The sequence below is a fragment of the Intrasporangium sp. genome (genome assembly GCF_035280925.1).
Taxonomy (GTDB): domain Bacteria; phylum Actinomycetota; class Actinomycetes; order Actinomycetales; family Dermatophilaceae; genus Intrasporangium.
Map to the genome: position 1 here is coordinate 16,549 of NZ_DATEEY010000041.1, position 25,122 is coordinate 41,670.

The 25,122-nt window shown below is 70.4% G+C and carries 24 protein-coding genes; 6 read left to right on the forward strand and 18 right to left on the reverse strand.

Annotated elements, in window-relative coordinates; genetic code table 11:
- Positions 1 to 46 precede the first annotated feature (46 nt).
- The 4 genes from VJN29_RS04125 to sigE all read right to left on the reverse strand — a co-directional run bounded on the left by VJN29_RS04125 (position 47) and on the right by sigE (position 3,440).
- The gene (locus VJN29_RS04125) at positions 47 to 394 is read right to left on the reverse strand and encodes a twin-arginine translocase TatA/TatE family subunit (RefSeq protein ID WP_324142315.1); all 348 of its coding nucleotides are present in this window, start codon (positions 392 to 394) and stop codon (positions 47 to 49) included.
- 69 nt (positions 395 to 463) lie between these two features.
- Positions 464 to 2,080, reverse strand: coding sequence for a S1C family serine protease (locus tag VJN29_RS04130; RefSeq protein WP_324142316.1), 1,617 nt, complete (start codon positions 2,078 to 2,080; stop codon positions 464 to 466).
- Positions 2,081 to 2,084: 4 nt separating this feature from the next.
- Entirely contained in the window at positions 2,085 to 2,783 is a 699-nt protein-coding gene (locus tag VJN29_RS04135) for a hypothetical protein (protein ID WP_324142317.1), read from the reverse strand.
- A 54-nt stretch (positions 2,784 to 2,837) separates the two neighbouring features.
- A complete protein-coding gene (gene sigE, locus VJN29_RS04140) occupies positions 2,838 to 3,440 on the reverse strand; it encodes an RNA polymerase sigma factor SigE (RefSeq protein WP_324142349.1) in 603 nt (200 codons plus the stop codon).
- 258 nt (positions 3,441 to 3,698) lie between these two features.
- On the opposite strand from sigE, the gene VJN29_RS04145 reads away from it, so the two are divergent.
- Positions 3,699 to 4,322, forward strand: coding sequence for an O-methyltransferase (locus tag VJN29_RS04145; protein WP_324142318.1), 624 nt, complete (start codon positions 3,699 to 3,701; stop codon positions 4,320 to 4,322).
- Between the two features lie 106 nt (positions 4,323 to 4,428).
- Here the strand turns inward: VJN29_RS04145 and VJN29_RS04150 are convergent, their stop codons facing one another.
- Positions 4,429 to 4,602, reverse strand: a complete 174-nt coding sequence (locus tag VJN29_RS04150) for a DUF3117 domain-containing protein (protein ID WP_013493416.1) — start codon at positions 4,600 to 4,602, stop codon at positions 4,429 to 4,431.
- A gap of 140 nt (positions 4,603 to 4,742) precedes the next feature.
- On the opposite strand from VJN29_RS04150, the gene VJN29_RS04155 reads away from it, so the two are divergent.
- Entirely contained in the window at positions 4,743 to 5,561 is an 819-nt protein-coding gene (locus VJN29_RS04155) for an enoyl-CoA hydratase/isomerase family protein (RefSeq protein WP_324142319.1), read from the forward strand.
- Between the two features lie 289 nt (positions 5,562 to 5,850).
- Here the strand turns inward: VJN29_RS04155 and VJN29_RS04160 are convergent, their stop codons facing one another.
- From VJN29_RS04160 to dapE, 4 genes are all read right to left on the reverse strand, one after another.
- Positions 5,851 to 7,098 (reverse strand): hypothetical protein, encoded by a 1,248-nt coding sequence (locus VJN29_RS04160; protein ID WP_324142320.1) that lies wholly within the window; start codon positions 7,096 to 7,098, stop codon positions 5,851 to 5,853.
- Positions 7,095 to 7,580 (reverse strand): DivIVA domain-containing protein, encoded by a 486-nt coding sequence (locus VJN29_RS04165; protein WP_324142321.1) that lies wholly within the window; start codon positions 7,578 to 7,580, stop codon positions 7,095 to 7,097. Before VJN29_RS04165 ends, VJN29_RS04160 begins: the two co-directional genes overlap by 4 nt.
- Positions 7,577 to 8,326: a TIGR00730 family Rossman fold protein gene (locus VJN29_RS04170; RefSeq protein ID WP_324142350.1), complete on the reverse strand. Its 750-nt coding sequence runs from the start codon at positions 8,324 to 8,326 to the stop codon at positions 7,577 to 7,579. Before VJN29_RS04170 ends, VJN29_RS04165 begins: the two co-directional genes overlap by 4 nt.
- 220 nt (positions 8,327 to 8,546) lie before the next feature.
- Positions 8,547 to 9,656, reverse strand: a complete 1,110-nt coding sequence (gene dapE, locus VJN29_RS04175; RefSeq protein ID WP_324142322.1) for a succinyl-diaminopimelate desuccinylase — start codon at positions 9,654 to 9,656, stop codon at positions 8,547 to 8,549.
- A 72-nt stretch (positions 9,657 to 9,728) separates the two neighbouring features.
- Here dapE and dapD point away from each other — a divergent pair, with 72 nt between their 5' ends.
- The gene (gene dapD / locus VJN29_RS04180) at positions 9,729 to 10,658 is read left to right on the forward strand and encodes a 2,3,4,5-tetrahydropyridine-2,6-dicarboxylate N-succinyltransferase (RefSeq protein WP_324142323.1); all 930 of its coding nucleotides are present in this window, start codon (positions 9,729 to 9,731) and stop codon (positions 10,656 to 10,658) included.
- A 24-nt stretch (positions 10,659 to 10,682) separates the two neighbouring features.
- The gene (locus VJN29_RS04185; RefSeq protein ID WP_324142324.1) at positions 10,683 to 11,561 is read left to right on the forward strand and encodes a hypothetical protein; all 879 of its coding nucleotides are present in this window, start codon (positions 10,683 to 10,685) and stop codon (positions 11,559 to 11,561) included.
- On the opposite strand, the gene VJN29_RS04190 is transcribed toward VJN29_RS04185, so the two are convergent.
- The 4 genes from VJN29_RS04190 to fdxA all read right to left on the reverse strand — a co-directional run bounded on the left by VJN29_RS04190 (position 11,548) and on the right by fdxA (position 14,960).
- Positions 11,548 to 11,910: a hypothetical protein gene (locus VJN29_RS04190; RefSeq protein WP_324142325.1), complete on the reverse strand. Its 363-nt coding sequence runs from the start codon at positions 11,908 to 11,910 to the stop codon at positions 11,548 to 11,550. The two genes, VJN29_RS04185 and VJN29_RS04190, sit on opposite strands and share 14 nt — an antisense overlap.
- A gap of 73 nt (positions 11,911 to 11,983) precedes the next feature.
- Positions 11,984 to 13,264, reverse strand: a complete 1,281-nt coding sequence (locus tag VJN29_RS04195; RefSeq protein WP_324142326.1) for a citrate synthase — start codon at positions 13,262 to 13,264, stop codon at positions 11,984 to 11,986.
- A gap of 249 nt (positions 13,265 to 13,513) precedes the next feature.
- Complete coding sequence (gene dapC, locus VJN29_RS04200; RefSeq protein ID WP_324142327.1) at positions 13,514 to 14,626, reverse strand: succinyldiaminopimelate transaminase; 1,113 nt, start codon at positions 14,624 to 14,626, stop codon at positions 13,514 to 13,516.
- Between the two features lie 7 nt (positions 14,627 to 14,633).
- Complete coding sequence (fdxA, locus tag VJN29_RS04205) at positions 14,634 to 14,960, reverse strand: ferredoxin (protein WP_324142328.1); 327 nt, start codon at positions 14,958 to 14,960, stop codon at positions 14,634 to 14,636.
- A 63-nt stretch (positions 14,961 to 15,023) separates the two neighbouring features.
- On the opposite strand from fdxA, the gene VJN29_RS04210 reads away from it, so the two are divergent.
- Positions 15,024 to 16,073 carry a GNAT family N-acetyltransferase gene (locus VJN29_RS04210; RefSeq protein ID WP_324142329.1) on the forward strand — a complete coding sequence of 350 codons (1,050 nt, stop codon included), beginning with the start codon at positions 15,024 to 15,026 and terminating at the stop codon, positions 16,071 to 16,073.
- A 105-nt stretch (positions 16,074 to 16,178) separates the two neighbouring features.
- On the opposite strand, the gene VJN29_RS04215 is transcribed toward VJN29_RS04210, so the two are convergent.
- The 5 genes from VJN29_RS04215 to VJN29_RS04235 form a co-directional block, all read right to left on the reverse strand.
- Positions 16,179 to 17,876, reverse strand: a complete 1,698-nt coding sequence (locus VJN29_RS04215; RefSeq protein ID WP_324142330.1) for a VanW family protein — start codon at positions 17,874 to 17,876, stop codon at positions 16,179 to 16,181.
- A gap of 129 nt (positions 17,877 to 18,005) precedes the next feature.
- Positions 18,006 to 18,884 carry an N-acetyl-1-D-myo-inositol-2-amino-2-deoxy-alpha-D-glucopyranoside deacetylase gene (gene mshB / locus VJN29_RS04220; RefSeq protein WP_324142331.1) on the reverse strand — a complete coding sequence of 293 codons (879 nt, stop codon included), beginning with the start codon at positions 18,882 to 18,884 and terminating at the stop codon, positions 18,006 to 18,008.
- 53 nt (positions 18,885 to 18,937) lie between these two features.
- The gene (locus VJN29_RS04225) at positions 18,938 to 20,710 is read right to left on the reverse strand and encodes an ABC transporter substrate-binding protein (protein WP_324142332.1); all 1,773 of its coding nucleotides are present in this window, start codon (positions 20,708 to 20,710) and stop codon (positions 18,938 to 18,940) included.
- A gap of 7 nt (positions 20,711 to 20,717) precedes the next feature.
- Entirely contained in the window at positions 20,718 to 22,616 is a 1,899-nt protein-coding gene (gene typA / locus VJN29_RS04230; RefSeq protein ID WP_324142333.1) for a translational GTPase TypA, read from the reverse strand.
- Positions 22,617 to 22,629: 13 nt separating this feature from the next.
- Positions 22,630 to 23,115 carry a (deoxy)nucleoside triphosphate pyrophosphohydrolase gene (locus VJN29_RS04235; RefSeq protein WP_324142334.1) on the reverse strand — a complete coding sequence of 162 codons (486 nt, stop codon included), beginning with the start codon at positions 23,113 to 23,115 and terminating at the stop codon, positions 22,630 to 22,632.
- Positions 23,116 to 23,347: 232 nt separating this feature from the next.
- On the opposite strand from VJN29_RS04235, the gene VJN29_RS04240 reads away from it, so the two are divergent.
- Positions 23,348 to 25,030 (forward strand): ABC transporter substrate-binding protein, encoded by a 1,683-nt coding sequence (locus tag VJN29_RS04240; RefSeq protein WP_324142335.1) that lies wholly within the window; start codon positions 23,348 to 23,350, stop codon positions 25,028 to 25,030.
- Positions 25,031 to 25,122: the final 92 nt, after the last annotated feature.

Consider the following 25,122-nt stretch of genomic DNA (forward strand, 5'->3'; position numbering starts at 1 on the left):
GGGAGCCTGCGGACGCGGGAGCGAGCGCAGCGGCAGCGGGCCGGGGTCAGGTGGCCTCGCTGTCCCAGGGCGTCGCGATGGACGGATCGTGCACCTTGGGCGCGCTCGTGGGCTTGACCGGAGGCGGGCTGTCCTGCTCGGGCGATGCGTTCAGGGCGTCCCGCACGATCTTGCGAGGGTCGTACTGACGCGGGTCGTAGGTGCGCCAGTCCACGTCGGAGAACTCCGGGCCCATCTCGTCCTTGAGCTGCTGCTTGGCCCGGTCGGCCATGGCGCGGGCCTGGCGCACGAAGCGCCCGAGCTTCCCGGCGTACTCGGGAAGCCGCTCCGGACCGAGCACGAGGATGGCGAGCACACCAAGCAGGAGGAACTCCCACCCGTTGATGTCCAACACTGTCCCTCATCCTCCGCGGCCGTGGCGCCGGCTTGCATCCGGCGCCATCATACGTACGCCCTGCGGCGCTCAGTCGTCCGGTTCCGCCTCGAGGGTCATCTGCAGCTGGCGCTGCTGACCGTCGCGCTCGATGGTGAGCGTCACCGTCTCACCCACGGCGCGGGCGCGGATGGAGACGATCAGCTGGTCCGCCGTCCGGATCTGCTTGCCCTCGAAGCCGACGATGACGTCCCCCGGCTGCACGCCTGCCTTGTCCGCCGGCCCATCCGGTGTGACGGCGGTGCCTGAGTCCTGGACCTGAGCCCCTTCGCCGGAGGACGTGCGGTCCAGGAAGACGCCAATGACCGGGTGGGTCGCCTTGCCGGTCGCGATGAGCTGGTCGGCGGTCCGACGCGCCTGGTCGCTCGGGATGGCGAACCCGAGACCGATGTTGCCCGTAGACGCGGACCCCGAGCCCGGCACCCGGGCGATCGCCGAGTTGACCCCGATCACCTTGCCGGAGAGGTCGAGCAGCGGACCGCCAGAGTTGCCCGGATTGATGGCGGCGTCCGTCTGGATGGCGTTGATGAAGGTGTCCTCGGACCCGGCTCCCGGCGCGACGGGCCGGTTGAGCGCGCTGACGATGCCAGACGTGACCGTCTGCTCCAGGCCGAGCGGTGCCCCGACCGCGATGACGGGGTCGCCCACGACCACCTTCTCGGACGGACCGAGCTGGAGCGGGGTGAGGTCGGTGCGCTCGATCTTGAGCACGGCGAGGTCGTAGCTGCCGTCGCGTCCGACGATCGTGGCGTCCTCGGTCTCACCGTTGCTGAGGACGATCTGGATGACCCCGTTGGCTCCGGCCGCGACGACGTGGTTGTTGGTCAGGATGTGCCCCCGGCTGTCGATGACGAAGCCGGATCCCGTCCCTGCGCCCTCGGCACCGGCGTCGACCTTGATGGTGACCACGCTGGGCACGACGCGGGCGGCGATGTTGGCGATCGACCCGGCCGGCCGCTCAGTGGCGCCTGGGCCCGGCTCGGGCAGCGTGCTTCCCTGGAGGACCACACGGTCCTCGAGCAGCTGGCCGGCCACGCCACCGACCGCTGCCGAGGCCAGGCAGAGCGCCACCACGCCCGCGGCCAGCAGGCCACCGCGCCGCTTGCGGGTTGGGATGGGCGGCGGAAGGGCCGGACCCACAGGTCCGACGTGACCAGCACCGCCCGGAGCGTTGGCGTCGCCGGGCGAAGGGCTTCCGGGATAGCCGTAGGGCAGACCGACCGGATACTCCAGGTCCGGCCCATTGGCTGCGCCCGCTGGGCCGGAGAGACCGGAGGGGTTCGCGGTGCCGGAGGGGGCCGCATCACCGGACGCGCCGGCTGCGCTGGGGGCGGAGGTAGCTGCTGGCGCGGGCGGAGCGGCGGGACCTGCAGGCACGACCGGAGCGTGCCTGGCACGGTGAGCCTCCTCGGCCAGGTCGTCCGCGCGGTCCGACCCCCAGGGGGCGTCGGCGCGGCTGGGGACACCGGGGCCCTCGGTCGGGTGCTCGCCACGGAACTGCGAGAACCAGTCGTCGTCCCCGGGCTGGTCCTCGCGGCGCGGGATGGGCTGGGTCGGAGTGACCCCGATGGCTCCAGTCTGGCCGACTTCCGCGCCGCGGCCCTCATTCGGATCCTGGGATCGCGGCTCGGTGGGGTCGTCGCTCATGGACCTATTGTTCCGAAGAGACGAGGAAGATACGAACCGGGGCCTTCGGCGCTGCGGCGTCCGAGCGCGTCGACACGACCCAGAACGACGACGGTGGCGTCGTCGGGACACCTTGGCCCACCCGCTCGGTCGCATCTGCGGACCTACTCGCGGTAGGAAGCGACGGCAGCCCCGGCCGGTAGTTGAGCGCCGGGCCGAGGCTCGCGACGCCGGCAGGGACCCGCACCGACGGCGTGCGGGGTCCGGTGCTTCCGGGCAGCGGGGAGACGGCCAGCCCCCAGGCGGCTGCCACGGAGGCTCCCGCGGCGAGCGAGGCGATCACGGCCGCGCGCATCGGGGACCGGTGCAGGGCGGGGGCCGTCGGTGGGACGGTCGAGAGGGGCTCGTGGACACCGGCGGGCACGATGCCACGGCCTCCCCAGGCGAGCGGCCCGAGCGGGATGCGAGGGCCGGGCGGCGGCTGCTGGGTGGGCCCCGGAGTGGCAACCGCCGGAGCCGAGGCCAGACTCATGAGCGAGGACCGGAGCGAACCGGGCAGGTCGCGGCCATCGGCCCGAAGGGCGGAGACGATCCGGCGCTCCTGGTCGGCGGCGTACCGACACACCATGCAGGCGACGAGGTGCCGGTCGTAGAGGTGGAGGATGGCCGGCGGCAGGGCCCGGTCGACATAGGCCCGGACGTGGCCGCGCAGGTGGGGTGTCACCGGGCGCTCACCTCCATGGACCGTCGTCCGACCTGCTCTGGGCTCACGTCAGGCTCACCGGGCCCCTGCTGGGACGCGCCGACCGGGCAGCCTGAGGCTCGGTCGCGCGCCGCGCGTCTCGGGCTTCTTCGTCGTCTCCGGCGCCCGGTGGGCGAGCGCCTCGCGGAGCTGGGCACGGCCCCGGTGGATCCGCGAGCGCACGGTGCCGAGCTTGACCCCGAGAGTCGCGCTGATCTCTTCGTAGGACAGGCCCTCGATGTCGCACAGGACGACGGCGGCGCGGAACTCCGGCGCGAGCGCATCCAGCGCACGCTGTACGTCGTCGTCGAACCGGGCATCGTGGTACGTCTGCTCCGGGCCCTTCTCGCCGCTCGGCAGGCGACCGGCCGCGTCCTCTGGCAGGGCGTCGAAGCGGATCCGCTGCTTGCGTCGCATCTTGTCGAGGAAGACGTTCGTCGTGATGCGGTGGAGCCAGCCCTCGAACGTGCCCGGCTGGTACGAGTGGAGCGATCGGAACACCCGCACGAAGACGTCGTGGGTCAGGTCCTCCGCATCGTAGGGGTTGCCGGTCAGGCGGTAGGCCAGCCGGTAGACACGAGCCGAGTGCTGCTCGACGACCTCCTCCCACGTCGGGGGCGTCCAGGCTGCGTCGTGCACCGCCCCCGAGGCAGCATCGAGCTGCGGGTCACCGGACCTGCCGGTGCCCTCGGCCAAGACAGTCGCACTCACGCGATCTCCACACCTCTCAGACAACTGACCAGCACAACGCAGCGCCGGTCGCTTTCGTTCCCGCTTCGTCCCTTGATCGTTCCCGGTTGCCGTCGGTCCCGCCTGTCAGGACCCTGTGAATGACCTGTGCCTGCCCAGGCGTCTCGGTCCGGGCCTCGGGCGCGGCCCCACGTTAGGGTGACGACCATGAGCCAGCACAAGGTTGCCGCCTGGTCGCACGCAGAGGAGTTCGTCACACCGAGCGACCACATCGAGGCGGCGCACCGGCGTGCGGAGGAGCTCGGTGTCGAGGCGGTCGGCAACGGCACCGGCGCGTTCTTGCGCGCCCTTGCCGCCGCGACCGGCGCGAGGGCCGTCATGGAGGTCGGGACGGGGGCTGGCGTCTCCGGCCTCTGGGTCCTCGGCGGGATGCCACCGGACGGGATCCTCACGACGATCGACCTCGAGGCCGAGCACCAGCACGCCGCCCGAGAGGCCTTCGCCGCCGCCGGCATCGCCCACCAGCGCACGCGCGTGATCGCCGGCCGCGCGCTCGACGTCCTGCCACGGATGACCGACGGGGCCTACGACCTCGTGCTGGTGGACGCCGACAAGGGCGAGTACCCCCAGTACGTCGAGCAGGCGTCCCGGCTGCTCCGGGAGGGAGGAACCCTGGTGCTCACGTGGACCGACCAGGAGTCGGATCCCACGGCCAGGGACCCCGAGACCCGGACCCTGCGCGAGGTCGGCAAGATGATTCGCGACCACGACGGCTTCACGGTGTCGCTCCTGCCGGTCGGCGACGGTCTCCTGGTCGCGGTGAAGCGCTGAAGCCGTGAAGCGCTGAGGCGCTCGAGGGCCCGAGACACCACATGAGCCGCAGACATACGGCAACGGCTCCCGACGTCGCCGGGAGCCGCGTGCTGGACAAGCATGTTCAGTTGACGCCGTCGCACCCCTGGATGGCGTCGCGAAGGGCTGCAGCCTCATCGGGCGTCATCTCGACGACGAGGCGCCCGCCGCCCTCGAGGGGCATGCGCAGCACGATGCCACGACCCTCCTTGACGACCTCGAGCGGTCCGTCGCCGGTCCTCGGCTTCATTGCTGCCATGGTGCCCCTTCCACTGGAAATCGGGTGTCTGGAGCCATTATTCCGGTTCCCGTCAGCCGGACCTAATCCGGGATGTGACGGCGAGCACCTCGGGGGCCCAGTACTTTCCCGCACAGGCTGATTGGGCCAGAGTGGGCGCCATGACTGAGCCGAATCCCGCCACCCAGCCCCCCGCGAGCCCCATCGACGTCACCGTGACCGACGGAGTCGCCTGGCTTCGGCTCAACCGGCCCGACGCCATGAACGCGCTCGACCGCGCACTCAAGGTCGCCCTGCTCGACGCGCTGCGCTCGGCAGCGGACGACCCCGCGGTCCGCTGCGTGGTCCTGACCGGCAACGGACGCGCCTTCTGCGTGGGCCAGGACCTCAAGGAGCACGTGGCCGACCTGGCCTCGGGCGAGACCTCGCTGGCGACGACCGTGACGGAGCACTACAACCAGATCGTCATGCTCCTCGCCACCATGAACAAGCCCGTTGTCGCCGCGCTCAACGGTGTCGCTGCCGGCGCCGGCCTCAGCTTCGCCCTCGCCTGCGATGTCCGGGTCATCGTCGAGGGGGCAGGGCTCAACACCGCGTTCGCCGGCATCGCCCTCTCGTGTGACTCGGGGGCCTCCTGGTCGCTCCCACGGCTCGTGGGTCCGGCTCTCGCCAAGGACCTGCTCATGTTCCCCCGGACCATCCCCGTCGACGAGGCGCTCGCGCTGGGCCTGGTGTCCACGGTGGTCGCTGCGGGCGAGCTCGAGGGCGTCGTATCCGAGCTCGCGGCGTCCCTGGCCGCCGGTCCGACGCTCGCCTACGGTTCGATCCGCCGCGCCGTCGCCTTCAGCGCCGGCACCGACCTCCAGAACGCGCTGGCCCACGAGGCGGAGCTGATGGCGCTCACCGGACGCAGCGCGGACCACCAGGTCGCGGTCGACGCCTTCCTCGCCAAGGAGAAGCCCACCTTCTCGGGTCGCTGAGCGCGCTCCCCTGGCCGGCTGGCTCCTTGGCCGTATGCCGCTGGGCTCGCTCCCGCGCGAAGGCGCGGTCCCAGCCGCCCATCGATCTCCCTGCTCGACGAGTGTGCAGTCCTCGCCCACCGCAGCACCGGCACGAAGGACACTCTCGGCGAGAAGGGTGAGTCCCCGCTTTGAGCAAGGCTTCGTCGAGTGTGCAGTCCGCGCCGCCCCGGACCGGCGTCTACGCACCATCGATTGGAAGCTCGGGCGTCCACTGCACCGTCGAGGCATGGGGTTGGGCCGCGGCGCGTCAGGGCGGGTAGTCGCCGGTCGGTGAGTAGATGTAGCGCCACAGGATGTCCGTCCAGTAGTACTGCCCGAGGATGAACAGCACGAGCAGCGGCACGGCCCGGACGAGCAGCCTCGGCCACGTGACGCCGCGGCGGTCCTCCCAGCCCGCACCGACCATGACGGCCAGGAGCGGGAACAGCGGGATGAGGTAGCGGAAGATGCTCGTGAAGGGGTCGAGCACCGCGGCGAGGTAAGCCGGGTAGGCCACCGACCACGTCCGCAGCTGCATCCCGAGTCCCCTCGCCCAGGGCCCGAGCACCATCGCGAGGATGACGAGGGGGATCACGACCAGCCAGACCGGGCCCCACGTCTCGCCGAAGACGTACCTCGACATCCCGAGCCAGGGGGCGAACGGCTCGACGACGCCGGAGCCGCGCCATGCACCCATCGTGTCGGTGTAGGCCGACCGCTCGCCCGTGGCCCCCCACGCGATGGCGGGCCAGAGGAACCCCGCGACACCGCAGGCGACGAGGGAGGCGAGCCCAGCGGCATACTCCCGTGTCTGGATGGGCCGGTCCGCGCGCGCGCGCCACCTGCTCCACAGCGCCACCAGCGTGACGACCCCGAGTGGCACGGCGATCGGACGCGTCAACCCGACGAGCACCGCGACGCCGGCCGCGACCAGCCACCGCTCCCGGGCGAGGGCCAGGAGGTACGCCACGAGGAGGAGCATCGCCAGCGACTCGGTGTAGGCGAGCTGCAACGTCACCGAGGCGGGGAAGGAGGCCCACAGCACGACGACGACCAGGGCCGCCGCGTCGCCGATGCGCTCGCGCAGGAGGAGGGCCATGAGCGCAGCGGCACCGAAGCCGCAGAGCAGTGCGACGGTCGAGCCGGCGGCGGGAAAGCCGAGACCGGTGACCGCCATGAGCCCGCGTGCAGCGAACGGGAAGAGCGGGTAGAACGCCCACGCGTTCTGCTGGGCGCCACCGTCGTCGCCGCGGGGGATCTGGTCCGGATAGCCGTCGATGGCGATGGTCTGGTACCACTGCCCGTCCCACAGCGCGGTGAACGGGAAGTACGTGACGGGGACGTCCTCTCCGCCCGTCATGCCGGTGGGGGCCTGCCGCTGCATGACCACGAGCAGGATCGCCGTGGTGACCAGACGGCACGCCCCGTAGAGCACCAGGGCCGTGAGGATGAACCCCCGAAGTGGACGCCCCGCGTCCATGACGGCCAGGCGTTGCGCGGGGTTCGTGATCGTCATGCCTTGGGCGAGTCGTGCGGCTGGGCGTGCTCGTGCTCCCCGTCGCTCACGTGGGTGTCGGTCCCGGCGGGCTCCGCCACGGCGGCCTCCTCGACGGCGGCCTCCTCAACGGCGGGCCCCGCCACAGCGGCCTCCTCCACGGCAGGCTCCCCCGTAGCAGCCTCCCGGGCAGCGGCCCCCTCGGCGGCTGGCGCATCCGGTGTCCCAACCGGCCCGGACCGGAGGAAGGCGATCTGCTCGTCCTTCTCGCGCAGCTCCCGGCGCAGCCGGTCCACGACACCGTCGACCTGGCTCATCCGATAGCCCCGGGCGGTCACGTCGAACCTCAGCTCCGCCAGGTCCTCGTCGTGCAGGTTGTCCTCGGAGAGGGGCTCGTGGCTCAGCGACGCGGTCGGCCGGCCCATGCCACCACCGAGGCCCAGCATCAGCGCGACGACGAAGCAGAGGACGACGATGCCGACGAGCAGGATGAACCACTTCACTCGGGCCGCTCCGCTCGAATCGTGTCGTCGAGATCCTCGTGGGCCTGGATGGCGGCGACCGCCTCCTCCGGGAGGTCGGTGACCACGAGCCGGTCGATGTCGTCCTGGCCGATCATGCGTGCCTCGAGGACGGAGCTGCGCAGCCAGTCGAGCAGGCCCTTCCAGTACGCGGCGCCCATGAGGACGACGGGGAACTGCGTCACCTTTTGCGTCTGGGCCAGCGTCACCGCCTCGAAGAGCTCGTCCAGAGTGCCGAATCCACCCGGCAGGACGATGAAGCCGTGCGAGTACTTGAGGAACATCGTCTTGCGCGCGAAGAAGTACCGGAAGTTGATGCCCAGGTCGACGTACTCGTTGAGCCCGGTCTCGAAGGGCAGCTCGATGCCGAGTCCCACCGACGTGGTGCCGCCGAGGTAGGCGCCCTTGTTGGCCGCCTCCATCGTGCCCGGTCCCCCGCCGGTGATGACGGCGTATCCGGCCTCGGCGAGGAGGCGACCGACCTCGACGCCCATGGTGTAGGCCTCGTCACCGACTCGGGACCGCGCGGAGCCGAACACGCTGACCGCCGGTCCCAGCTTCGCGAGTGCGCCGAAGCCCTCGACGAACTCCGACTGGATGCGCATCACCCGCCAGGGGTCGGTGTGGAGCCAGTCGGTCGGCTGGCGGCGGTCGAGCAGACGTTGGTCCGTCGTCGTGCCCGGCACGCTGCCCCGGCGCAGGACGACCGGACCCGAGCGCCGCACCATGTCGGGCACGCGAGACGCGGGCTTCTCGTCCGGCCGGACCTCGGGGTCGCTCGCGACGTCGCCCTGCCCACCGGTGTCGTGCTCGCTCACGGGGACCACCCTAAGCCTCCCTTGGCCGTATGCCGCTGAGCTGCCTCCCAGCCCACCCCGGCCTTGTCGAGTGAACAGCTCTTGCGCCCAGGTTTCGTTCACTCGATCGGGCGGGCGGCGCAAGGGCTGTTCACTCGATCGTGGGGGACGGCGCCAGCCAGCGGAGCAGCGCGCGCTCCGCCTCCTCGTACTGCGCCACCGGACACCGCTCGTCGTCCATGTGGGCGAGGTTCGGGTTGCCCGGCCCGAAGTTGACGGCCGGGATGCCGAGCGCCGAGAATCGCGCGACATCGGTCCAGCCCTCCTTCGGGCTCACCGGCAGGGCGAGGGCCGCGATGAAGTCCTGCGCTGCGGGCAGGTGCAGGCCCGGACGGGCCCCGTCCGCGGCGTCGCCGAGGGTGCAGTCGAAGCCCTCGAAGACCCGTCGGACGTGGTCGAAGGCCGCCGACGTGTCCTTGTCCGGGGCGAAGCGGTAGTTGACCGTGACCGTGCACCGGTCGGGGATCACGTTGCCCGCGATACCGCCACTGATCCCGACGGCCTGGAGCGCCTCGTGGTACTCGAGGCCGTCGACCTCGATCGTCTCCGCCTCGTAGGCCGAGAGCCGGGCCAGGACCTGGGCCGCGTCATGGATCGCGTTGTGGCCGCTCCACGGACGGGCGGAGTGGGCCGCGACGCCCGTGGTCACGACGTCGACCCGCATCGTCCCCTTGCAGCCGCCCTCGATGCCGCCGTCGGTCGGCTCGAGGAGCACGGCGAAGTCACCGGCCAGCAGGTCCGGGCGGTTCGCCCCGACCCGGGCCAGGCCGTTGAGCTCGGCCTCGATCTCCTCGCACTCGTAGAAGAGGAAGGTCAGGTCACGCGCCGGCTCGGTGACCTGCGCGGCGACCTTGAGCATGACCGCCAGGCCTCCCTTCATGTCCACCGTGCCGCGGCCCCAGAGCTGGTCACCGACGAGCCGCGTGGGCAGGTTGGGGGGGCTGGTCAGCGGGACGGTGTCGAGGTGGCCGGCGAGGACGACGCGCTCGGCGCGGCCGAGGCTCGTCCGGGCGATCACCGTGTCACCGTCGCGGACCACCTCGAGGTGACCGAGGGCCCGGAGGGTGGACTCGACGGCGTCCGCGAGGGCGGCCTCGTTCCGGCTCACCGACTCGATGTCGCAGATCGCCGCGGTGAGCGAGGTGACGTCACTCGACACGTCGAGAACGGTGGTGGTCCCGGGAACTGAGCGGAGCGGCATACGGGAAGGCTACCCACGTGGCGCGCCAGGCCACTTTCACGCCTGAGGCGCCGCCCCCATACCCTTGGGCCCATGTCTGAGCGCAGCGCCTGGGGATACGGACTGGCCACGATCACCGATGGGGGCCAGGTCCTCGACACGTGGTTCCCGTCGCCCGCGCTCGGGATGCGCCCCGAGGACGCGGGCGCGCCCGAGGGCCTCGACGCCCTCGCCGGGCCCGACGAGCGGCGCGGCGTCCGCACGGAGGTCCGGGTGGTCGAGATCGATCTCGACTCCCCGCCCGTCGATGCCCCTGACGCCTACCTCCGGCTGCACCTGCTGTCCCACCGTCTGGCCAAGCCCAACACGATCAACCTGGACGGCATCTTCGGAGCCCTCGCCAACGTCGTGTGGACCAACCACGGGCCATGCGCCGTCGAGGACTTCGAGCAGACCCGGCTGCGGCTGCGCGCATCCGGCCCGGTCCAGGTCCTCGGCATCGACAAGTTCCCGAGGATGACTGACTACGTCGTCCCCCCAGGCGTCCGCATCGCGGACGCAGACCGCGTCCGGCTGGGCGCCCACCTCTCGGCCGGTACGACCGTCATGCATGAGGGGTTCTGCAACTTCAACGCCGGCACGCTCGGTGCCTCGATGGTCGAGGGGCGCGTCGTCCAGGGCGTCGTCATCGGTGACGGCTCCGACATCGGCGGCGGCGCGTCGATCATGGGGACGCTCTCCGGCGGCGGCACGGAACGGATCACGATCGGCGACCGTTGCCTCATCGGAGCCAACGGTGGCGTCGGGATCTCACTCGGTGACGACTGCGTCGTCGAGGCGGGGCTCTACGTCACGGCCGGGACGAAGGTGACCACGCCTGATGGCAGCGTCGTCAAGGCCCGCGACCTGTCCGGGGCGAGCAGCATCCTGTTCATCCGCAACAGCGAGACCGGTGCCGTCGAGGCCCGGGACCGAAAGGGCACGGGGATCTCCTTGAACGAGGCGCTCCACGCCAACGACTGACAGCCGCCGACCACTGAGGGACACATGCCGCACGAGCGCCTCGGGCTCGTCCTCGACGAGACCGACGTGACCAGCCGCCCGCCGCGCCGCCGGCACCGCGGGCGCATCGCGCTGCTCCTGGTCATCGCGGTGGTGGTGGGGGGCGGCTGGTTCGCCTCGCAGTTCCTCCTCGAGGGCATGCGGGCGCCACGGTGCACCATCACGGCGGCCGGCATGACGGAGAGCTTCGACCCCGAGCAGACCGGTAACGCCGCCCTCATCACCGCGCTGTCGGTCAAGCGCGGCCTGCCCCCGCGGGCTGCGACCGTCGCGCTGACCACCGCCTACCAGGAGTCGAAGATCCGCAACATCACGTATGGCGACCGCGACTCGCTCGGGCTCTTCCAGCAGCGACCGAGCCAGGGCTGGGGCACCGAGAAGCAGGTCATGGACCCGGTCTACTCGACCACCAAGTTCTATGACGCGCTCGTCAAGGTGAAGGGCTACGAGAACGCCGACATCACCGAGATCGCCCAGAAGGTCCAGCGGAGCGGGTACCCCGAGGCCTACCGGGACCACGAGGGCCAGGGCCGCGTCCTCGCCTCGGCGCTGACCGGCCACTCACCCGCCGGACTCACCTGCAGCCTCGAGGAGGCGACCTCCCACGCGAAGCCGGCCACCGTGGCGGACGCGCTCGCAACGGAGATGGGCATCACGCAGGCGCAGGCCTCAGACGGAGTGCTGACCGTCACTGCGCCCGACCAACGGCTGGCCTGGGCCGTGGGCCACTGGGCCGTCGCCCGCTCCGCGCAGTTCGGGGTGACGGCTGTGGCTGTCGGGGACCGGACGTGGGACCGGGCAGACCGCGACGGAGCGTGGACCGATGGCGCCGCATCGCCCACGGTGACGATCACCCTGGGGTGATCCCGGCCTTCGTGTCGAGTGCCTGCAACAGGTCGTAGGCCGCCCGCTCGACCGCCTTGTGCCGCCACTCGGCCGCCCGGTAGACGCACGCGATGAGCCCGGAGCGGTGTACCCGGCTGAAGTCTCCGCAGACGAACGCGTATCTCGCCTTGGTCTCGTCGTTCGCCCCTTCGGTCAGCCCCAGGTGCCAGGCGGCATACTCCTGCCACGAGTGCCGCTCGAGGTAGGCGTTCTGCGCCGCGGCGTCGGGCTGCACCTCGCCCCATTCGGAGTCGAGGACGTAGCGGCGCTTGTCGATGAGACTGCGGACCTGCTTGACGGCAGCGGAGTTGACTGAGTACGAGGCCATGCGCCCACTCTGCCCCACGCCTCACCCGGAGACGCGGATACACGGAGACGCGCGTGAAGGCGCAGCCGAGTCCTCAGCCCCGGTAGTGGCGCTCCGCCTCGCCGGTGTAGATCTGGCGGGGACGACCGATCTTCGTCTCCGGGTCGTTCATCAGCTCGCGCCACTGGGCGATCCAGCCGGGCAGGCGCCCGATCGCGAAGAGCACGGTGAACATCTTCGACGGGAAGCCCATCGCCTTGTAGATGAGCCCCGTGTAGAAGTCGACGTTCGGGTAGAGGCGACGCTCGACGAAGTAGTCGTCGGCGAGGGCGATCTCCTCGAGCTGCTTGGCGATGTCGAGCAGCGGGTCGTTCTTGCCGAGCTTCGCGAGGATCTCATCGGCCGCCTTCTTGATGATGGCAGCGCGCGGGTCGTAGTTCTTGTAGACCCGGTGGCCGAAGCCCATGAGGCGGATGCCGTCCTCCTTGTTCTTCACCCGGTTCATGAACGACTTCGGGTCCTCGCCCGAGCCGTGCAGGTCGCCGAGCATCTCGAGCACCGCCTGGTTCGCGCCACCGTGCAGCGGGCCCGACAGCGCATGGATGCCCGCGGAGACGGAGTTGAACAGGTTCGCGTGGGCGGAGCCGACGAGGCGGACCGTGGAGGTCGAGCAGTTCTGCTCATGGTCGGCGTGGAGCACGAAGAGCAGGTCGAGCGCCTTGGCGACGGTGGGGTCGACCTCGTAGGGCTCGGCCGGGACGCCGAACGTCATGCGCAGGAAGTTCTGGACGAAGTCGAGCGAGTTGTCCGGGTAGATGAACGCCTGCCCGACCGACTTCTTGTAGGCGTAGGCGGCGATCGTCGGCAGCTTCGCGAGGAGGCGGATGGTGCTGATCTCGACCTGCTCCTCGTCGAAGGGGTCGAGGCTGTCCTGGTAGAAGGTACCGAGGGCAGAGACAGCCGAGGAGAGCACCGGCATCGGGTGCGCGTCGCGCGGGAAGCCGTTGAAGAAGGCGCGCAGGTCCTCGTGGAGCATCGTGTGCCTGCTGATCAGCGCCTCGAACGTCGCCAGCTCCTCGCCCGTCGGCAGCTTGCCGTAGATGAGCAGGTAGCAGACCTCGACGAAGCTGGAGCGCTCGGCGAGCTCCTCGATCGGGTAGCCGCGGTAGCGCAGGATGCCGCTGTCACCGTCGATGAAGGTGATGGCGCTCTTGCACGAGGCGGTGTTGACGAACCCCACGTCGTAGGTCACCAGGCCGGTCTCCTTGAGGAGCGAGCCCACCCCGATGCCATCGCTGCCCTCGACGCCGTCGACCACCGGGAACGTGACCTCCTTGTCCCCGACCTTGAGTTTCGCGTCCGCTGCGTTCGTCACTGCCTCATCGCCTCCTCGAGAACCGACCGGTGGGCCGGGGGTGTCCGCAAAGCACGCTACCCCAGCGGCGTCGGCTGCCGGTAAACCGGTCCGCACCTTGACGTGCGTGGAGCGTGAAGACGATTCCGTATGCCGCTGGGCTCGCCACCGCGCGACCCGCGGTGCCGCTCCAGTCCCCCACCTCGTCGAGGGTGCGGTCCGCGCCCCCCGCCCGTGGAAGGTGCGCCCTCCTGGCGGCGCCACACCCGATCAGAGGCGGTTGCTCGCCGCCTTGATCCGCTCGTCGGTCGCCGTGAGTGCGATCCGGATGTGCTGGTGCCCGGCAGGGCCGTAGAAGCTGCCCGGAGCGACGAGGATGCCGCGATCTGCCAGCTCGGAAACCGTTACCCAGCAGTCCTCCTCGCGGGTGGCCCAGAGGTAGAGACCCGCCTCGGAGTGGTCGACCCGCAGGCCTGCTCGCTGAACCGCGTCGAGGAGCACCTCGCGACGCAACCCGTAGAGGTCGCGCTGGTCCGCCACGTGCGCGTCGTCACGGAGCGCGACCGTCATGGCGTGCTGGACCGGCCCGGGCATCATCATCCCCGCGTGCTTGCGGACCTCGAGGATCCGCCCGACGAGCTCCGCGTCGCCGGCGACGAAGGCGGCTCGGTAGCCGGCCAGACTGGACTGCTTGGAGAGCGAGTAGACGGCGAGCAGTCCCGTGTGGTCACCACCGCAGACGTCGGGGTGGAGCACGCTCGGCGTGGCTCGGCCGAGCTGCCCGGGACGCCAGTCGAGCTCCGCGTAGCACTCGTCGCTCGCGACGACGACGCCGTGCTCGCGCGCCCACGACACGACCTTGGCCAGGTGCTCGACGCCCAGGACCTGGCCACTGGGGTTGCTGGGGCTGTTGAGCCACAGCAGCTTCGGCGTGGTCGCCCTGGTCAGTGGCCCGAGACGCGTCAGTGACTGGGCGACGACGCTCGAGGCGCCGGCGAGCCGGGCACCGACGTCATACGTCGGGTAGGCGACCTCGGGGATGCCGACGATGTCGCCAGGGCCCAGGCCGAGCAGCGTCGGGAGCCAGGCCACGAGCTCCTTGCTGCCGATCGTCGGGATGGCCTGCGACGGGTCGAGCCCCGGCACCGCCCGACGGCGCTCGAACCACTCGCAGATCGCCTGCCGAACCTCTGTCGTCCCCACGGTCACGGGGTAGCCGGGGGCATCGGCGGCCTCGGCGAGCGCCGTGCGGATGAAGGGCGGCGTGGGGTCGACCGGGGTGCCGACCGACAGGTCGACGATCCCGTCCGGATGCGCGCTCGCTCGCGCCTTGTGGGGCGCGAGCGAGTCCCATGGGAAGTCGGGCAGGGAGCGGTCGATCACCCCCGGCTCACTCGTCGTGCTCCTGCGGCGGCAGGGCCGCGACCAGCGGGTGGTCCTTGTCGATCATGCCGAGCTTGGCGGCGCCACCCGGGCTGCCGAGGTCGTTGAAGAACTCGACATTGGCGTTGTAGTAGTCGGCCCACTCCTCCGGCACGTCGTCCTCGTAGTAGATCGCCTCGACGGGGCACACCGGCTCACAGGCACCGCAGTCCACGCACTCGTCCGGGTGGATGTAGAGCGAGCGCCTCCCTTCGTAGATGCAGTCGACCGGACACTCCTCGATGCAGGCCTTGTCCTTCAGGTCGACGCAGGGCAGGGCGATGACGTAGGTCATGGAGAACCGGACCTCCTACAGGAGCGATGAGAGCGAGGGTTGTGCTCGGCCTAGTATGCCGGAATGACCGGCCGCGACCCGCACCGCCCCAACGCTGGGACGGGAGCCGGGGACCCGTCCAGCCGGCTGACCGTGGGCACCCGGGTCGTCGTGCGCCAGCGCCTGGTCGACACACCTGAGGCGGGCGCCACCGACGTGATCGGCCGCCTCGCCGAGCGCACCGACGATGTCCTCGTCATCGACACGAGGCGCGGCCTCGTCGCCGTGCCCCGTCGCGACGTCGTCGCCGCCAAGCCCGTCCCCCCACCGGCGACGCGCCCCGGCCCGGCCCACCTACGCGTGTCCGTCGACGACCTCGCGCTGGTGACTGCCCAGGGCTGGGTGGCGGTCGAGCAGGCCCGGCGCGGGTCGTGGCTGCTGCGGTCGGCCCCGGGCTACACCGGACGGGCCAACTCCGTGCTCGTCGTCGGCGATCCCGGAATGCCCGTCGACGTCGCCATCGACCACTGCGAGCGGTGGTACGCCGAGCGCGACCAGACGACGATGTTCCAGGTCAACGGCCCGGTCGGCTTCACCATCGCCGACCATCCCGTGGCGCACGTCCTCCTCGAGCGGGGCTACACGATCGGCGGCGGGCGACTCGACTGGTCCAGGGTTCTGGTCATGACCGGCCCGTTGGCCGGGATCGCAAGCCAGGGCGGCAGCGCACCGCACGTCGTCGCGGACGCAACCCTCTCCGAGGAGTGGCTCAGCGCCTACAGCGAGGGCCGCACGCCCGTGCCCGGAGTCACCGAGGCGGTCCTCACCGGCAGTGAACGGCAGCTGTTCCTCTCGATCCGCGAGGACACGGACGGGCGGATCGTCGCGGTCGCGCGGCTCACACTCCATCCCGGCTGGGCCGGCGTCTTCGGACTCTGGGTCCACCCCGACCACCGCCGTCAGGGTCTCGCCCGGAGGGTCATGGCGGCAGTGGCGACGACAGCGCGGGAGAACCGCCTGCCGGCGGTCTACCTGCAGGTGTCTGAGGACAACGACCGCGCGATCGCCTTCTACGAAGGACTCGGCTTCACCGTGCACCACCAGTACACCTACCTCGTCCAGCCCGCCGCCTGACCCGTACTGCACGCTCGACCAGGAGGGGTCGGCAGGGCTGGGGCCACGGGGCCAGCGGGAGCGAGCTCAGCGGCATACGGCAGGTCTCTTGTCCCCCAGCGAAACTCAGGGTTTCGCGTTGGGGTCGGTGCAGATGATCTCGTGCTCGGGAATGTAGTGCGTGTGCACGGCCTCGCTCTTGACGAGGGTTGACGAGCCGGGCTTGAACCACTGGCGCGTCACCGTGACATCGAAGCCGGCGTTGGCCTGCTGCGGGTAGCACGTCGGGGAGTCGTCGCGGATCGTCTTGGGCTCCACGACGTTGCGACGGGCTCCCTTGACCGACTTGACGTCCCAGTGCTTGGTGCTCCACACCCGTCCGTGGACGTTGCCGTCGGCCACCCACGTCTGCAGCAGCATCCCGTAGGGGGTGTTGTTCTTCCACTTGTTGTCGACGCTCGGCCAGTGGACCGTGGCCTCCCGACCCTCTGGGTAGCGCGGGATGAAGAAGGCGTGCGGCGTGAACTCGAGGATCTGGGCGCCGGCGAAGTAGGCCATGTTGTAGATCACCGTGGAGACCTGGGAGATGCCACCTCCGGTGCCCCGCGTGAGCCGGCCGTTGATGATGACCGTGCCGTCCCCGTAGCCCTTGGCCGTGGTCCGCTCGCCGAGAATCCCGTTGAGGCTGAAGGTCTCTCCCGGTGCGAGGTAGGTGCCGTTGATGGTGCGGCTCGCGACGATGAGGTTCTGCGTGCGCGAGGTGTCGCTGGTCGGGAACGGCGACGCGAAGTCGACGATGACCTCCTTGACGCCGGCCTTCTCGGCGTCCTCGGTCGTGAACTTCGCTTCCTTCGTCACGACCTTGAGCTCGACGCGCCGCTCGGGCGCCGTCATCGCGGTGATGACGTCGTCGGCGATCGCTGACTCGTCGACCGCCGTGCCGTCGACCGAGGGGACGATCCTGGGACGGCCGCCCTCGAGGGTCCACGTGGCGTCCTTCGCCTTTGTGGTGGAGACGTCGACGCTGTCCGACACGAGGGCGGTCAGCTTCTTCTTGTTGAACTGGGGCGCGAGGCCCCCGTCGCCGTCCGGCACCATCTTGACGGCGGGAGCGAAGTCCTCCGGCTGGAGCTCGGCCGTGGCCTCTCCGGCGACGACCGTGATCGGCCCCGACATCGCCTTCTCGCCGAACTCCCGGGCCGCCGCGGCGATGACCTCGCCGCTGACCTGCGGCTCGACGGGTGTGACGGCGGCCGTCACGGTCGTCGAGTGCGGGAACGCCTTCCGCAGTGCCAGCTTCGTGCCCGCGACGTCGAGCGTGCGGCCTGCCACCGGCGCGGTGACCTTGACCTTGCCGTCGGGGAACGTCACCGAACCCTCGGTCGGCTTCGTCGCGACCGACGGTGCGAGCTTGGACAGCCGTGCCGTCAGCACGTCGTCGTCGACCTGAGTGACCAGGGGCGCGTCGACGGAGCCGACGAGCCGGCTCCAGATCGTGACCGGGTTGAGGCTGAAGCCGGTCAGGCCGTCGAGCGTGCCGGCCGCGTCGACCGAGAAGCCGGCCTCGCCGGGCACCACCGCGACCGGCTTCTCCCGGCCGGGCACGGTCAGGGAGATCGGAGTGGCCAGCAGGGGCTCGGACCTCGTGGCGATGGTGTCCTCGGCCTCATCCTCGGTGAGCCCGCCGATCGGGATGCCGCCGACGGAGACCGCGGATGGCAGGTGCTGCGCCGACCACGCGGCGAGTCCGACGTAGCCGCCGACCAGGACTGCGGCGGCGATGGCCAGCCGGATGATGGTGGCGCGTTGGTCGTTCAGGGCCATGGGTTCTCCGTGCGGGGCGAGGTCGTCAGCGCGCACGATATCCGAGTGGGAGTCGCGACGGCCCCACCGGACGTGGCCTGTTCCGGGTCGAGACATGGTTGCACGCTCAACGGCTGGGGCTCGAATCGGTCAGCCGATGAGGTCCGCGACGGGTCCGGGACGCCGGGCGGCGATCGGCACCGGTTCCCACGTCCGCGGGTCGACCTGCCGGAACGCCTCGCGGTCGGTGGTCCGCCGCGCGATCAGGTTCGAGAGCGCATGCAGGTCGTCGGTGGCGACGATGACCTGGGTGGCGTGCGCCCGCATCGCGGCGAGCTTGTTCGCCCGCGTGCTCGGGTCCTCCACGACGTGCGTGATCTCGTCGTCGTCCACCACCGACGGAGGATGGGTGTCCTCCGGTGCCAGGACGACGAGGCCGTATGCCGCTGAGTCGGCCTCCCGGGTCCAGGCGCGGTCCTGCTCCGCCCAGGTGCGAGGGGTCCGGATCTCGAGGGTCCGCGTCGGGAGCTCGCCGTCGGCGAGCCCGTCGAGGGCGGCCCGGGTGAGCCGGTGGGCCTGGATGTGATCCGGGTGACGGTAGCCACCGTCGGGGTCATACGTGACGAGCGCGTCCGGCCGCAGGTCGCGGAGCAGGCCGGCAAGGGCCGCACCCGCCTCGCTCAGGTCGGCGTTGACGAAGGCCTCCCGGCGAGCGGCCGCCGCGGACCCTGCCATGCCGGAGTCCCGATAGCGGCGGGCGCCGAGGCCGTTCTCACCGAGCACGTGACCGTGCGCCCCGAGGGCGGCCAGCGCTGCGGACAGCTCTCCCCGGCGATGGGCCGCGAGCAGGTCGGCGGGATGGCCCTCGAGGTGCCGCAGGTTCGCCGGGATGACCTCGCCCTCCTCGCCCAGAGTGCAGGTGACGACGTGGACCTCGTCCCCCCGCGCCGCGTGGTGGGCCATCGTCGTGCCGCAGGTCAGCGTCTCGTCGTCGGGGTGGGCGTGGACGAGGACGATACGACGGGTCATCGGCTGCTCCATCGGGCGGACTGCTCGGGACGCGTTCGCCGGGTCCGGCCCCATCAGCGGAGGGCGACGGTGGCGAGGTCGACGATGCCGCCGACGGCGTGGTCGTCGTAGTGCAACACGCCTGAGCCGTGGACGTGCAGCACCTTCGTCGCCGCGAGCGCGACGTAACCGCCGCGCTCGCGGATGTGGGCGTCCGCCTTGGCCCACACCACCGCGCGCTTGACCGGATCGACCGTCACCTGTGCCTGGTCCATGAGCTTGGCCACGGCCTTGTCCTCGAAGTAGCCGACGTCCTGGCCCGGACCGGAGGAGTCGATGTTGATGCGCGCATCGAAGAGTGCTGGGAGGACGGCGCTCGCGGACGGGATGTCGGGCAGCCAGGACCCGCGGAAGACGTCGTAGTCCTTGCCGGCCGACGGTTTCTCGATCGTCTTGTAGTACTCCTCGGGGGGCACCGCCGTGCGCTCGACGTCGAAGCCCGCGCGCTCCCAGCCGGCCTCGAGGGCCGCGTAGGCCTTGTCGATCAGCCGCGACTCGGCGTGGACCACGCGCACCTTGACGGGCAGCTTGACGCCCGCCTCCTCGAGGAGGGCGCGTGCCGCGTCGGGGTCTCCCTCGACGCGAGCGCCCTTGGGGGGCGTGAGGCCCGCCTCGCTGACACTCGGCCCGAGGACCGACCACGTCGGCGACCCTGCCCCGTCGCCGCCGTTGGCCGTGACGTAGGTCGCCCGGTTCGTCGCTAGCGCGAAGGCCTTGCGCACGACGTCCTTGGACATCACCGGGCTGCGCATGTTGAGCGCGAGGTAGTCGACGCTGCCCGTGTAGGGGAAGGTCATCCTGGCCCGAAGCGCCGTGCCGGCCTGGTTGCGCAGGGTGGGTGAGGCCTTGACCCACGACACCGCCTGGGCGTCGCTGCCCTGTTGGTTCAGCAGCCGCTCGATCACGGTGGCCTCGGTGAGCCCGGCCGTCACGGCGATCCGGTCGGGGTAGGCCTTGCGCACGGGGTCGGACTCGGGCGTCCAGTGCTCGTTGCGGACGAACGAGCCGCCCTTCTGGGGATCCCAGGAGCCGTCGAGCCGGTAGGGCCCGGTCGAGAACACGGCAACCGACGCCTTGGCCTCCTTCGAGTCGGCCGTCGCCTTGCGGGGCGCGAACTCGGGCAGGGCGACGATGTGCGAGAAATCGCGCTCCGGAGCACGCAGGTTGAAGGTGATCTGGCGGTCCTTGCAGACGACCGCCTTGCGGAAGGACTTGGCGTCCTTCTGGTCCGTTGGGCCGGTGTAGACCGGCTTCTCGAGGCCCTCGGTGGTGACCTTCGTCGGCACGTCGAGCAGGTAGCTCGCGTAGTTCGTGCCTGCGATGTGGGTGGTGCGGTCGAAGGTCCGAGCGACGCCGTGCCGGATGTCCTCGCACGTCACCGGGCTGCCGTCCTCCCACTTGACCCCGTTGCGGAGCGTGAACGTCCAGGACCTGCCGCCGTTCGACGCCGTGCCGGTGTCAGTGGCCAGGTCCCCGACGAGCTCCTTCTCGTCCTCGCCGGCGCCGTAGGTCGTCAGGGTCCGCACGAACGTCCGCTGGGCGAAGAACGCCTCCGGACCGACGTACATCAGCTGGGGATCCCATGTCGTGATGTCTCCGGCGACGAGGACCTCGAGCGTGCCGCCGCCCTGTGGCGGTCCAACCGTGGCGGTGGCCCCACCCGTGCCGACGGCCGGCCTGGAGCCGACGATGTCCTCCGGCGTGCACGCTGCGGCACCGGCCAACGTGAGGACCGCAGCCGCGGCGGTGCCGACCCGGCGGAGGCGGAGTGGGAACGAGCGGTGCACGGCGGAGTCAGACCCCCGCCTTCGCCGCCGCCCTCGCGCGGGCGGCCGTGCGAGAACGGTCGGTGGCGTCCAGGACGAGCTTGCGAATGCGGACGGCGTCGGGGGTGACCTCGACGCACTCGTCCTCACGGCAGAACTCCAGGCACTGCTCGAGGCTGAGCTTGCGAGGCGGCACGATCTTCTCGAAGCTCTCCGCGGTCGAGGACCGCACGTTGGTCAGCTTCTTCTCCTTGGTGATGTTGACGTCCATGTCGTCGGATCGGGAGTTCTCGCCGACGATCATGCCCTCGTAGACCTCGGTCGTCGGCTCGACGAAGAGGGTGCCGCGCTCCTGGAGGTTGACCATGGCGTAGGCGGTGACGACTCCGCTGCGATCGGACACGAGCGAGCCGCTGGTCCGCGTCGTGATCGGGCCGAACCACGGCTCGTAGTCCTCGAAGACGTGGTGGGCGATACCGGTGCCCCTGGTCTCCGTGAGGAACTCGGTGCGGAAACCGATGAGGCCGCGCGACGGCACGAGGAACTCCATGCGGATCCAGCCGGTGCCGTGGTTGGTCATCTGCTCCATGCGGCCCTTGCGCGCGGCGAGGATCTGGGTGATCGGCCCGAGGAACTCCTCCGGCGTGTCGATGGTGAGCCGCTCGACGGGCTCGTGGATCGAGCCGTCGACCTCGCGGGTGACGACCTGCGGCTTGCCCACGGTCAGCTCGTAGCCCTCGCGGCGCATCTGCTCGACGAGGATGGCGAGGGCGAGCTCGCCGCGACCCTGCACCTCCCAGGCGTCGGGACGCTCGGTCGGCAGGATCCGCAGGGACACGTTGCCGACCAGCTCCCGGTCGAGCCGGTCCTTGACCATCCGCGCCGTCACCTTGGAGCCGCGGACCCGCCCCACCATCGGGCTGGTGTTGGTGCCGATCGTCATCGAGATGGCCGGCTCGTCGACGGTGATGAGCGGCAGCGGCACCGGGTTCTCGGCGTCGGCGAGCGTCTCACCGATGGTGATCTCGGGAATGCCCGCCACGGCGATGATGTCCCCTGGCCCGGCGCTGTCGGCCGGCTTGCGCTCCAGCGCCTCGGTCATGAGCAGCTCCGTGATCTTGACCCGTTGCTGCGAGCCATCGCGGCGACACCACATCACCTGCTGGCCCTTCGTGATCGTCCCGTTGTGGACGCGCAGCAGGGCCAGCCGCCCGAGGAAGTTCGACGCGTCGAGGTTGGTCACGTGGGCCTGGAGCGGCGCCTCGTCGTCGTAGGTCGGTGCCGGGATCGTGTCGAGGATCGTCGCGAAGAGGGTCTCGAGGCTCTCGCCGTCGGGCAGGCCGCCGTCCTCCGGCCGGTTGAGCGAGGCGCGGCCCGCCTTGGCGGAGGCGTAGACGATCGGGAAGTCGATCTGGTCCTCTGTGGCGTCGAGGTCGAGGAAGAGCTCGTAGGCCTCGTCGACGACCTCGGCGATGCGCGAGTCCGGCCGGTCCACCTTGTTGATGCACAGGATCACGGGCATCTTCGCGGCGAGTGCCTTGCGGAGGACGAAGCGGGTCTGGGGCAGCGGGCCCTCTGAGGCGTCGACGAGCAGGACGACCCCGTCGACCATCGACAGGCCCCGCTCGACCTCGCCGCCGAAGTCGGCGTGACCCGGGGTGTCGATGATGTTGATGGTGGCCCCGTCGGCAAGTCCACGCTCGCGGGATGCCTTGCCGCGGTAGTGCACGGCAGTGTTCTTCGCGAGGATGGTGATGCCCTTCTCGCGCTCGAGGTCCCCGGAGTCCATCGCTCGCTCGTCGACGTGCTGGTGCTCGCCGAAGGCCCCTGACTGCCAGAGCATCTTGTCCACCAGGGTGGTCTTGCCATGGTCGACGTGGGCGACGATGGCGACGTTGCGGATGTCCGCGCGGGTCTGCAAGGGCATGGGGGACAGTCTCTCAGGATTTGGCGGTGCTGCTGAACGCACCGCCGAGCCGAGCTGCGAGCGCACCAACGATGGGCAGGTCGGCCGGCAGCCAGGCCACGTCGTACAGGTTGCCCGGGCCGAGCCACCGCAGCTCGTCGTGGTCCTCGATGGGTGCGGGCTCGCCCTCGGCCACCTCCGCCGTCCAGACGAGCATCTCGTAGCGGTCCCCGAGCGCCCACGTCGTGCCGGGCAGGGGGCCGGGGACGTGGGCGCCGAGCCGGATCGTCACGCCGAGCTCCTCGAGCACCTCCCGGTGGAGCGCGGACAGCGGCGACTCCCCCGGGTCGACCTTGCCGCCGGGCAGCTCCCACCCACCCGCGAGGGCCGAGGGCTCGGTGCGGCGCGCGGCGAGCAGCCGAGTGGGATGGTCGAGGTCGTCGACGATGGCGGCGCCGACGACGAGCAGCAGCGACGAGCCCGGGTCCTGTCCCCCCGTGGCCGGGTCGTCGGTGCTCATGGCGCCACCGATCGTGTCATACCGGCTCAGGGTGGCGACGGACGGTGTGGGATCAGTCGTCCATGCGCGGTTGCGTATCGGACGGATAAACATTGTCCGCGATGTGGGATTTCCCCTGCAATCTGATCTAGGTTCATCCCCAGCCGGTCGCGGCGGCGCCATCTGCTGCCGTGGAAGGTCTCCTCTTGGCCGGCCCACTCCAGGGCCGCCTTCGCACTAGAGCGAGGTAAACATGAAGTTCTTCCGGAAGGCCGCCCCGGTCGCGATCCTCGCGACCGTCGCGCTGGCCCTCGGGGCATGCGCCCAGTCCGAACGCGACGCCGAGACTCCCGGCGCCACCGAAGGCGGCGGCGCGAGCGGTGGCACCCTCACCTTTGGTGCCGCTGGAGCCCCGAAGCTGTTCGACCCCTTCTACGCCACGGACGGCGAGACGTTCCGCGTCACGCGCCAGATCTTCGACGGACTCCTCGGCATCAAGCCGGGCAGCGCCGAGGTCGAGCCGGAGCTCGCGGCCGAGATGCCGACGCCGTCCGAGGACGGTCTCAAGTGGACCTTCAAGCTCCGTACCGGGGTGAAGTTCCACGACGGCACCGACTTCAACGCCGACGCCGTCTGCAAGAACTTCGAGCGGATGTTCGACCAGAACCCGGCGGCGCAGAGCAGCGCAGCCTCCTACTGGTCCGACGTCATGGGTGCCTTCAAGGACAAGGCCGCCGACGCGCTCTACCAGGGCTGCAGCGTCACCGACCCCACGACCGTCGTCATCTCCGTCAGCCGGCCCACCTCCAAGTTCCCGACCGCGCTCAGCCTCTCGTCGTTCTCGATGCAGAGCCCGACCGCCATGGATGCAGGCAACGCGAACGACGTCAAGGCGCAGGGTGACGGGTTCGTCTTCCCGGCGTACTCGCAGAACCCGGTCGGCACCGGCCCCTTCAAGTTCGAGAGCTACGACCAGGCGAACGGCACCGTGACGCTGGTCCGCAACGACGACTACTGGGGCGAGAAGGCCAAGCTCGACAAGCTCGTCTTCAAGATCGTGCCCGACGAGTCGACCCGTCGCCAGGAGCTCAAGGCCGGCAGCATCCAGGGCTATGACCTGCCCAACCCGGTCGACTGGCAGGGCCTCAAGGACGAGGGCAACCAGGTGCTCGTCCGCCCGGCGTTCAACATCCTCTACCTGGGTCTCAACCCGAAGAAGAACCCGAAGCTCGCCGACCTCAAGGTCCGTCAGGCGCTCTACCACGCCCTGAACCGGGAGCAGCTCGTCCAGACCCAGCTGCCCGAGGGCGCCTCGGTCGCGACGCAGTTCATCCCGGACACCGTCAAGGGCTACAACACCAGCCTGCAGCCCGTCGCGTACGACAAGGCCAAGGCCCAGCAGCTCCTGAAGGAGGCCGGGGCCGAGGGCCTGGAGCTCCAGTTCGCCTACCCGACGGAGGTCTCGCGGCCCTACATGCCGGACCCGCAGAAGATCTTCGAGGCCCTGCGCACCGACCTCGAGGCCGTCGGCGTCAAGGTCACGGTCGTCGCGAAGCCGTGGAACGGCGGCTACCTCGAGGGCATCGACAACGGCCTGTTCGACGCGTGGATCGTCGGTTGGACCGGTGACTACGACTCGGCGGACAACTTCATCGGCACCTTCTTCTCCTCGGACCTGAACGACTTCCAGACCCACAGCCAGCCGTGGGGCAAGGAGCTGTCCGACAAGCTCAAGGCTGCCGACGCGATCATCGACGAGGCCGAGCGCGCCGCCGCCTACGAGCAGGTCAACAAGGACATCGTGGAGATGTACCTGCCCGCTCTGCCGCTGACGCACTCCCCGCCGGCGATCGTCGTCGGCCCGAACGTCCAGGGACTCGTTGCGTCCCCGCTGACAGCCGAGGAGTTCGACACGGTAACGGTCAGCGGCAAGTGATCCTCACCCGGGGCCTTCCCAGGTAGGACACTTCACATCGGCCGGGGGCCGTCCCAAGATTGGGACGGCCCCCGGTCGTGAGAAAGGATGGC

What these genes read in the sequence shown, in the direction of transcription:
- dapD (WP_324142323.1), top strand. Translation starts at nt 9,729, where the DNA reads ATGTCTGAGCGCAGCGCCTGGGGATACGGACTGGCCACGATCACCGAT.
- typA (WP_324142333.1), bottom strand. Translation starts at nt 22,616, where the DNA reads ATGCCCTTGCAGACCCGCGCGGACATCCGCAACGTCGCCATCGTCGCC.
- VJN29_RS04130 (WP_324142316.1), bottom strand. Translation starts at nt 2,080, where the DNA reads ATGAGCGACGACCCCACCGAGCCGCGATCCCAGGATCCGAATGAGGGC.
- VJN29_RS04185 (WP_324142324.1), top strand. Translation starts at nt 10,683, where the DNA reads ATGCCGCACGAGCGCCTCGGGCTCGTCCTCGACGAGACCGACGTGACC.
- VJN29_RS04170 (WP_324142350.1), bottom strand. Translation starts at nt 8,326, where the DNA reads ATGGTGCGGCGCTCGGGTCCGGTCGTCCTGCGCCGGGGCAGCGTGCCG.
- VJN29_RS04240 (WP_324142335.1), top strand. Translation starts at nt 23,348, where the DNA reads ATGAAGTTCTTCCGGAAGGCCGCCCCGGTCGCGATCCTCGCGACCGTC.
- dapE (WP_324142322.1), bottom strand. Translation starts at nt 9,656, where the DNA reads ATGCCGCTCCGCTCAGTTCCCGGGACCACCACCGTTCTCGACGTGTCG.
- VJN29_RS04145 (WP_324142318.1), top strand. Translation starts at nt 3,699, where the DNA reads ATGAGCCAGCACAAGGTTGCCGCCTGGTCGCACGCAGAGGAGTTCGTC.
- VJN29_RS04235 (WP_324142334.1), bottom strand. Translation starts at nt 23,115, where the DNA reads ATGAGCACCGACGACCCGGCCACGGGGGGACAGGACCCGGGCTCGTCG.
- VJN29_RS04160 (WP_324142320.1), bottom strand. Translation starts at nt 7,098, where the DNA reads ATGACGATCACGAACCCCGCGCAACGCCTGGCCGTCATGGACGCGGGG.
- fdxA (WP_324142328.1), bottom strand. Translation starts at nt 14,960, where the DNA reads ATGACCTACGTCATCGCCCTGCCCTGCGTCGACCTGAAGGACAAGGCC.
- VJN29_RS04190 (WP_324142325.1), bottom strand. Translation starts at nt 11,910, where the DNA reads ATGGCCTCGTACTCAGTCAACTCCGCTGCCGTCAAGCAGGTCCGCAGT.
- VJN29_RS04215 (WP_324142330.1), bottom strand. Translation starts at nt 17,876, where the DNA reads ATGGCCCTGAACGACCAACGCGCCACCATCATCCGGCTGGCCATCGCC.
- VJN29_RS04210 (WP_324142329.1), top strand. Translation starts at nt 15,024, where the DNA reads ATGACCGGCCGCGACCCGCACCGCCCCAACGCTGGGACGGGAGCCGGG.
- VJN29_RS04150 (WP_013493416.1), bottom strand. Translation starts at nt 4,602, where the DNA reads ATGGCAGCAATGAAGCCGAGGACCGGCGACGGACCGCTCGAGGTCGTC.
- VJN29_RS04155 (WP_324142319.1), top strand. Translation starts at nt 4,743, where the DNA reads ATGACTGAGCCGAATCCCGCCACCCAGCCCCCCGCGAGCCCCATCGAC.
- mshB (WP_324142331.1), bottom strand. Translation starts at nt 18,884, where the DNA reads ATGACCCGTCGTATCGTCCTCGTCCACGCCCACCCCGACGACGAGACG.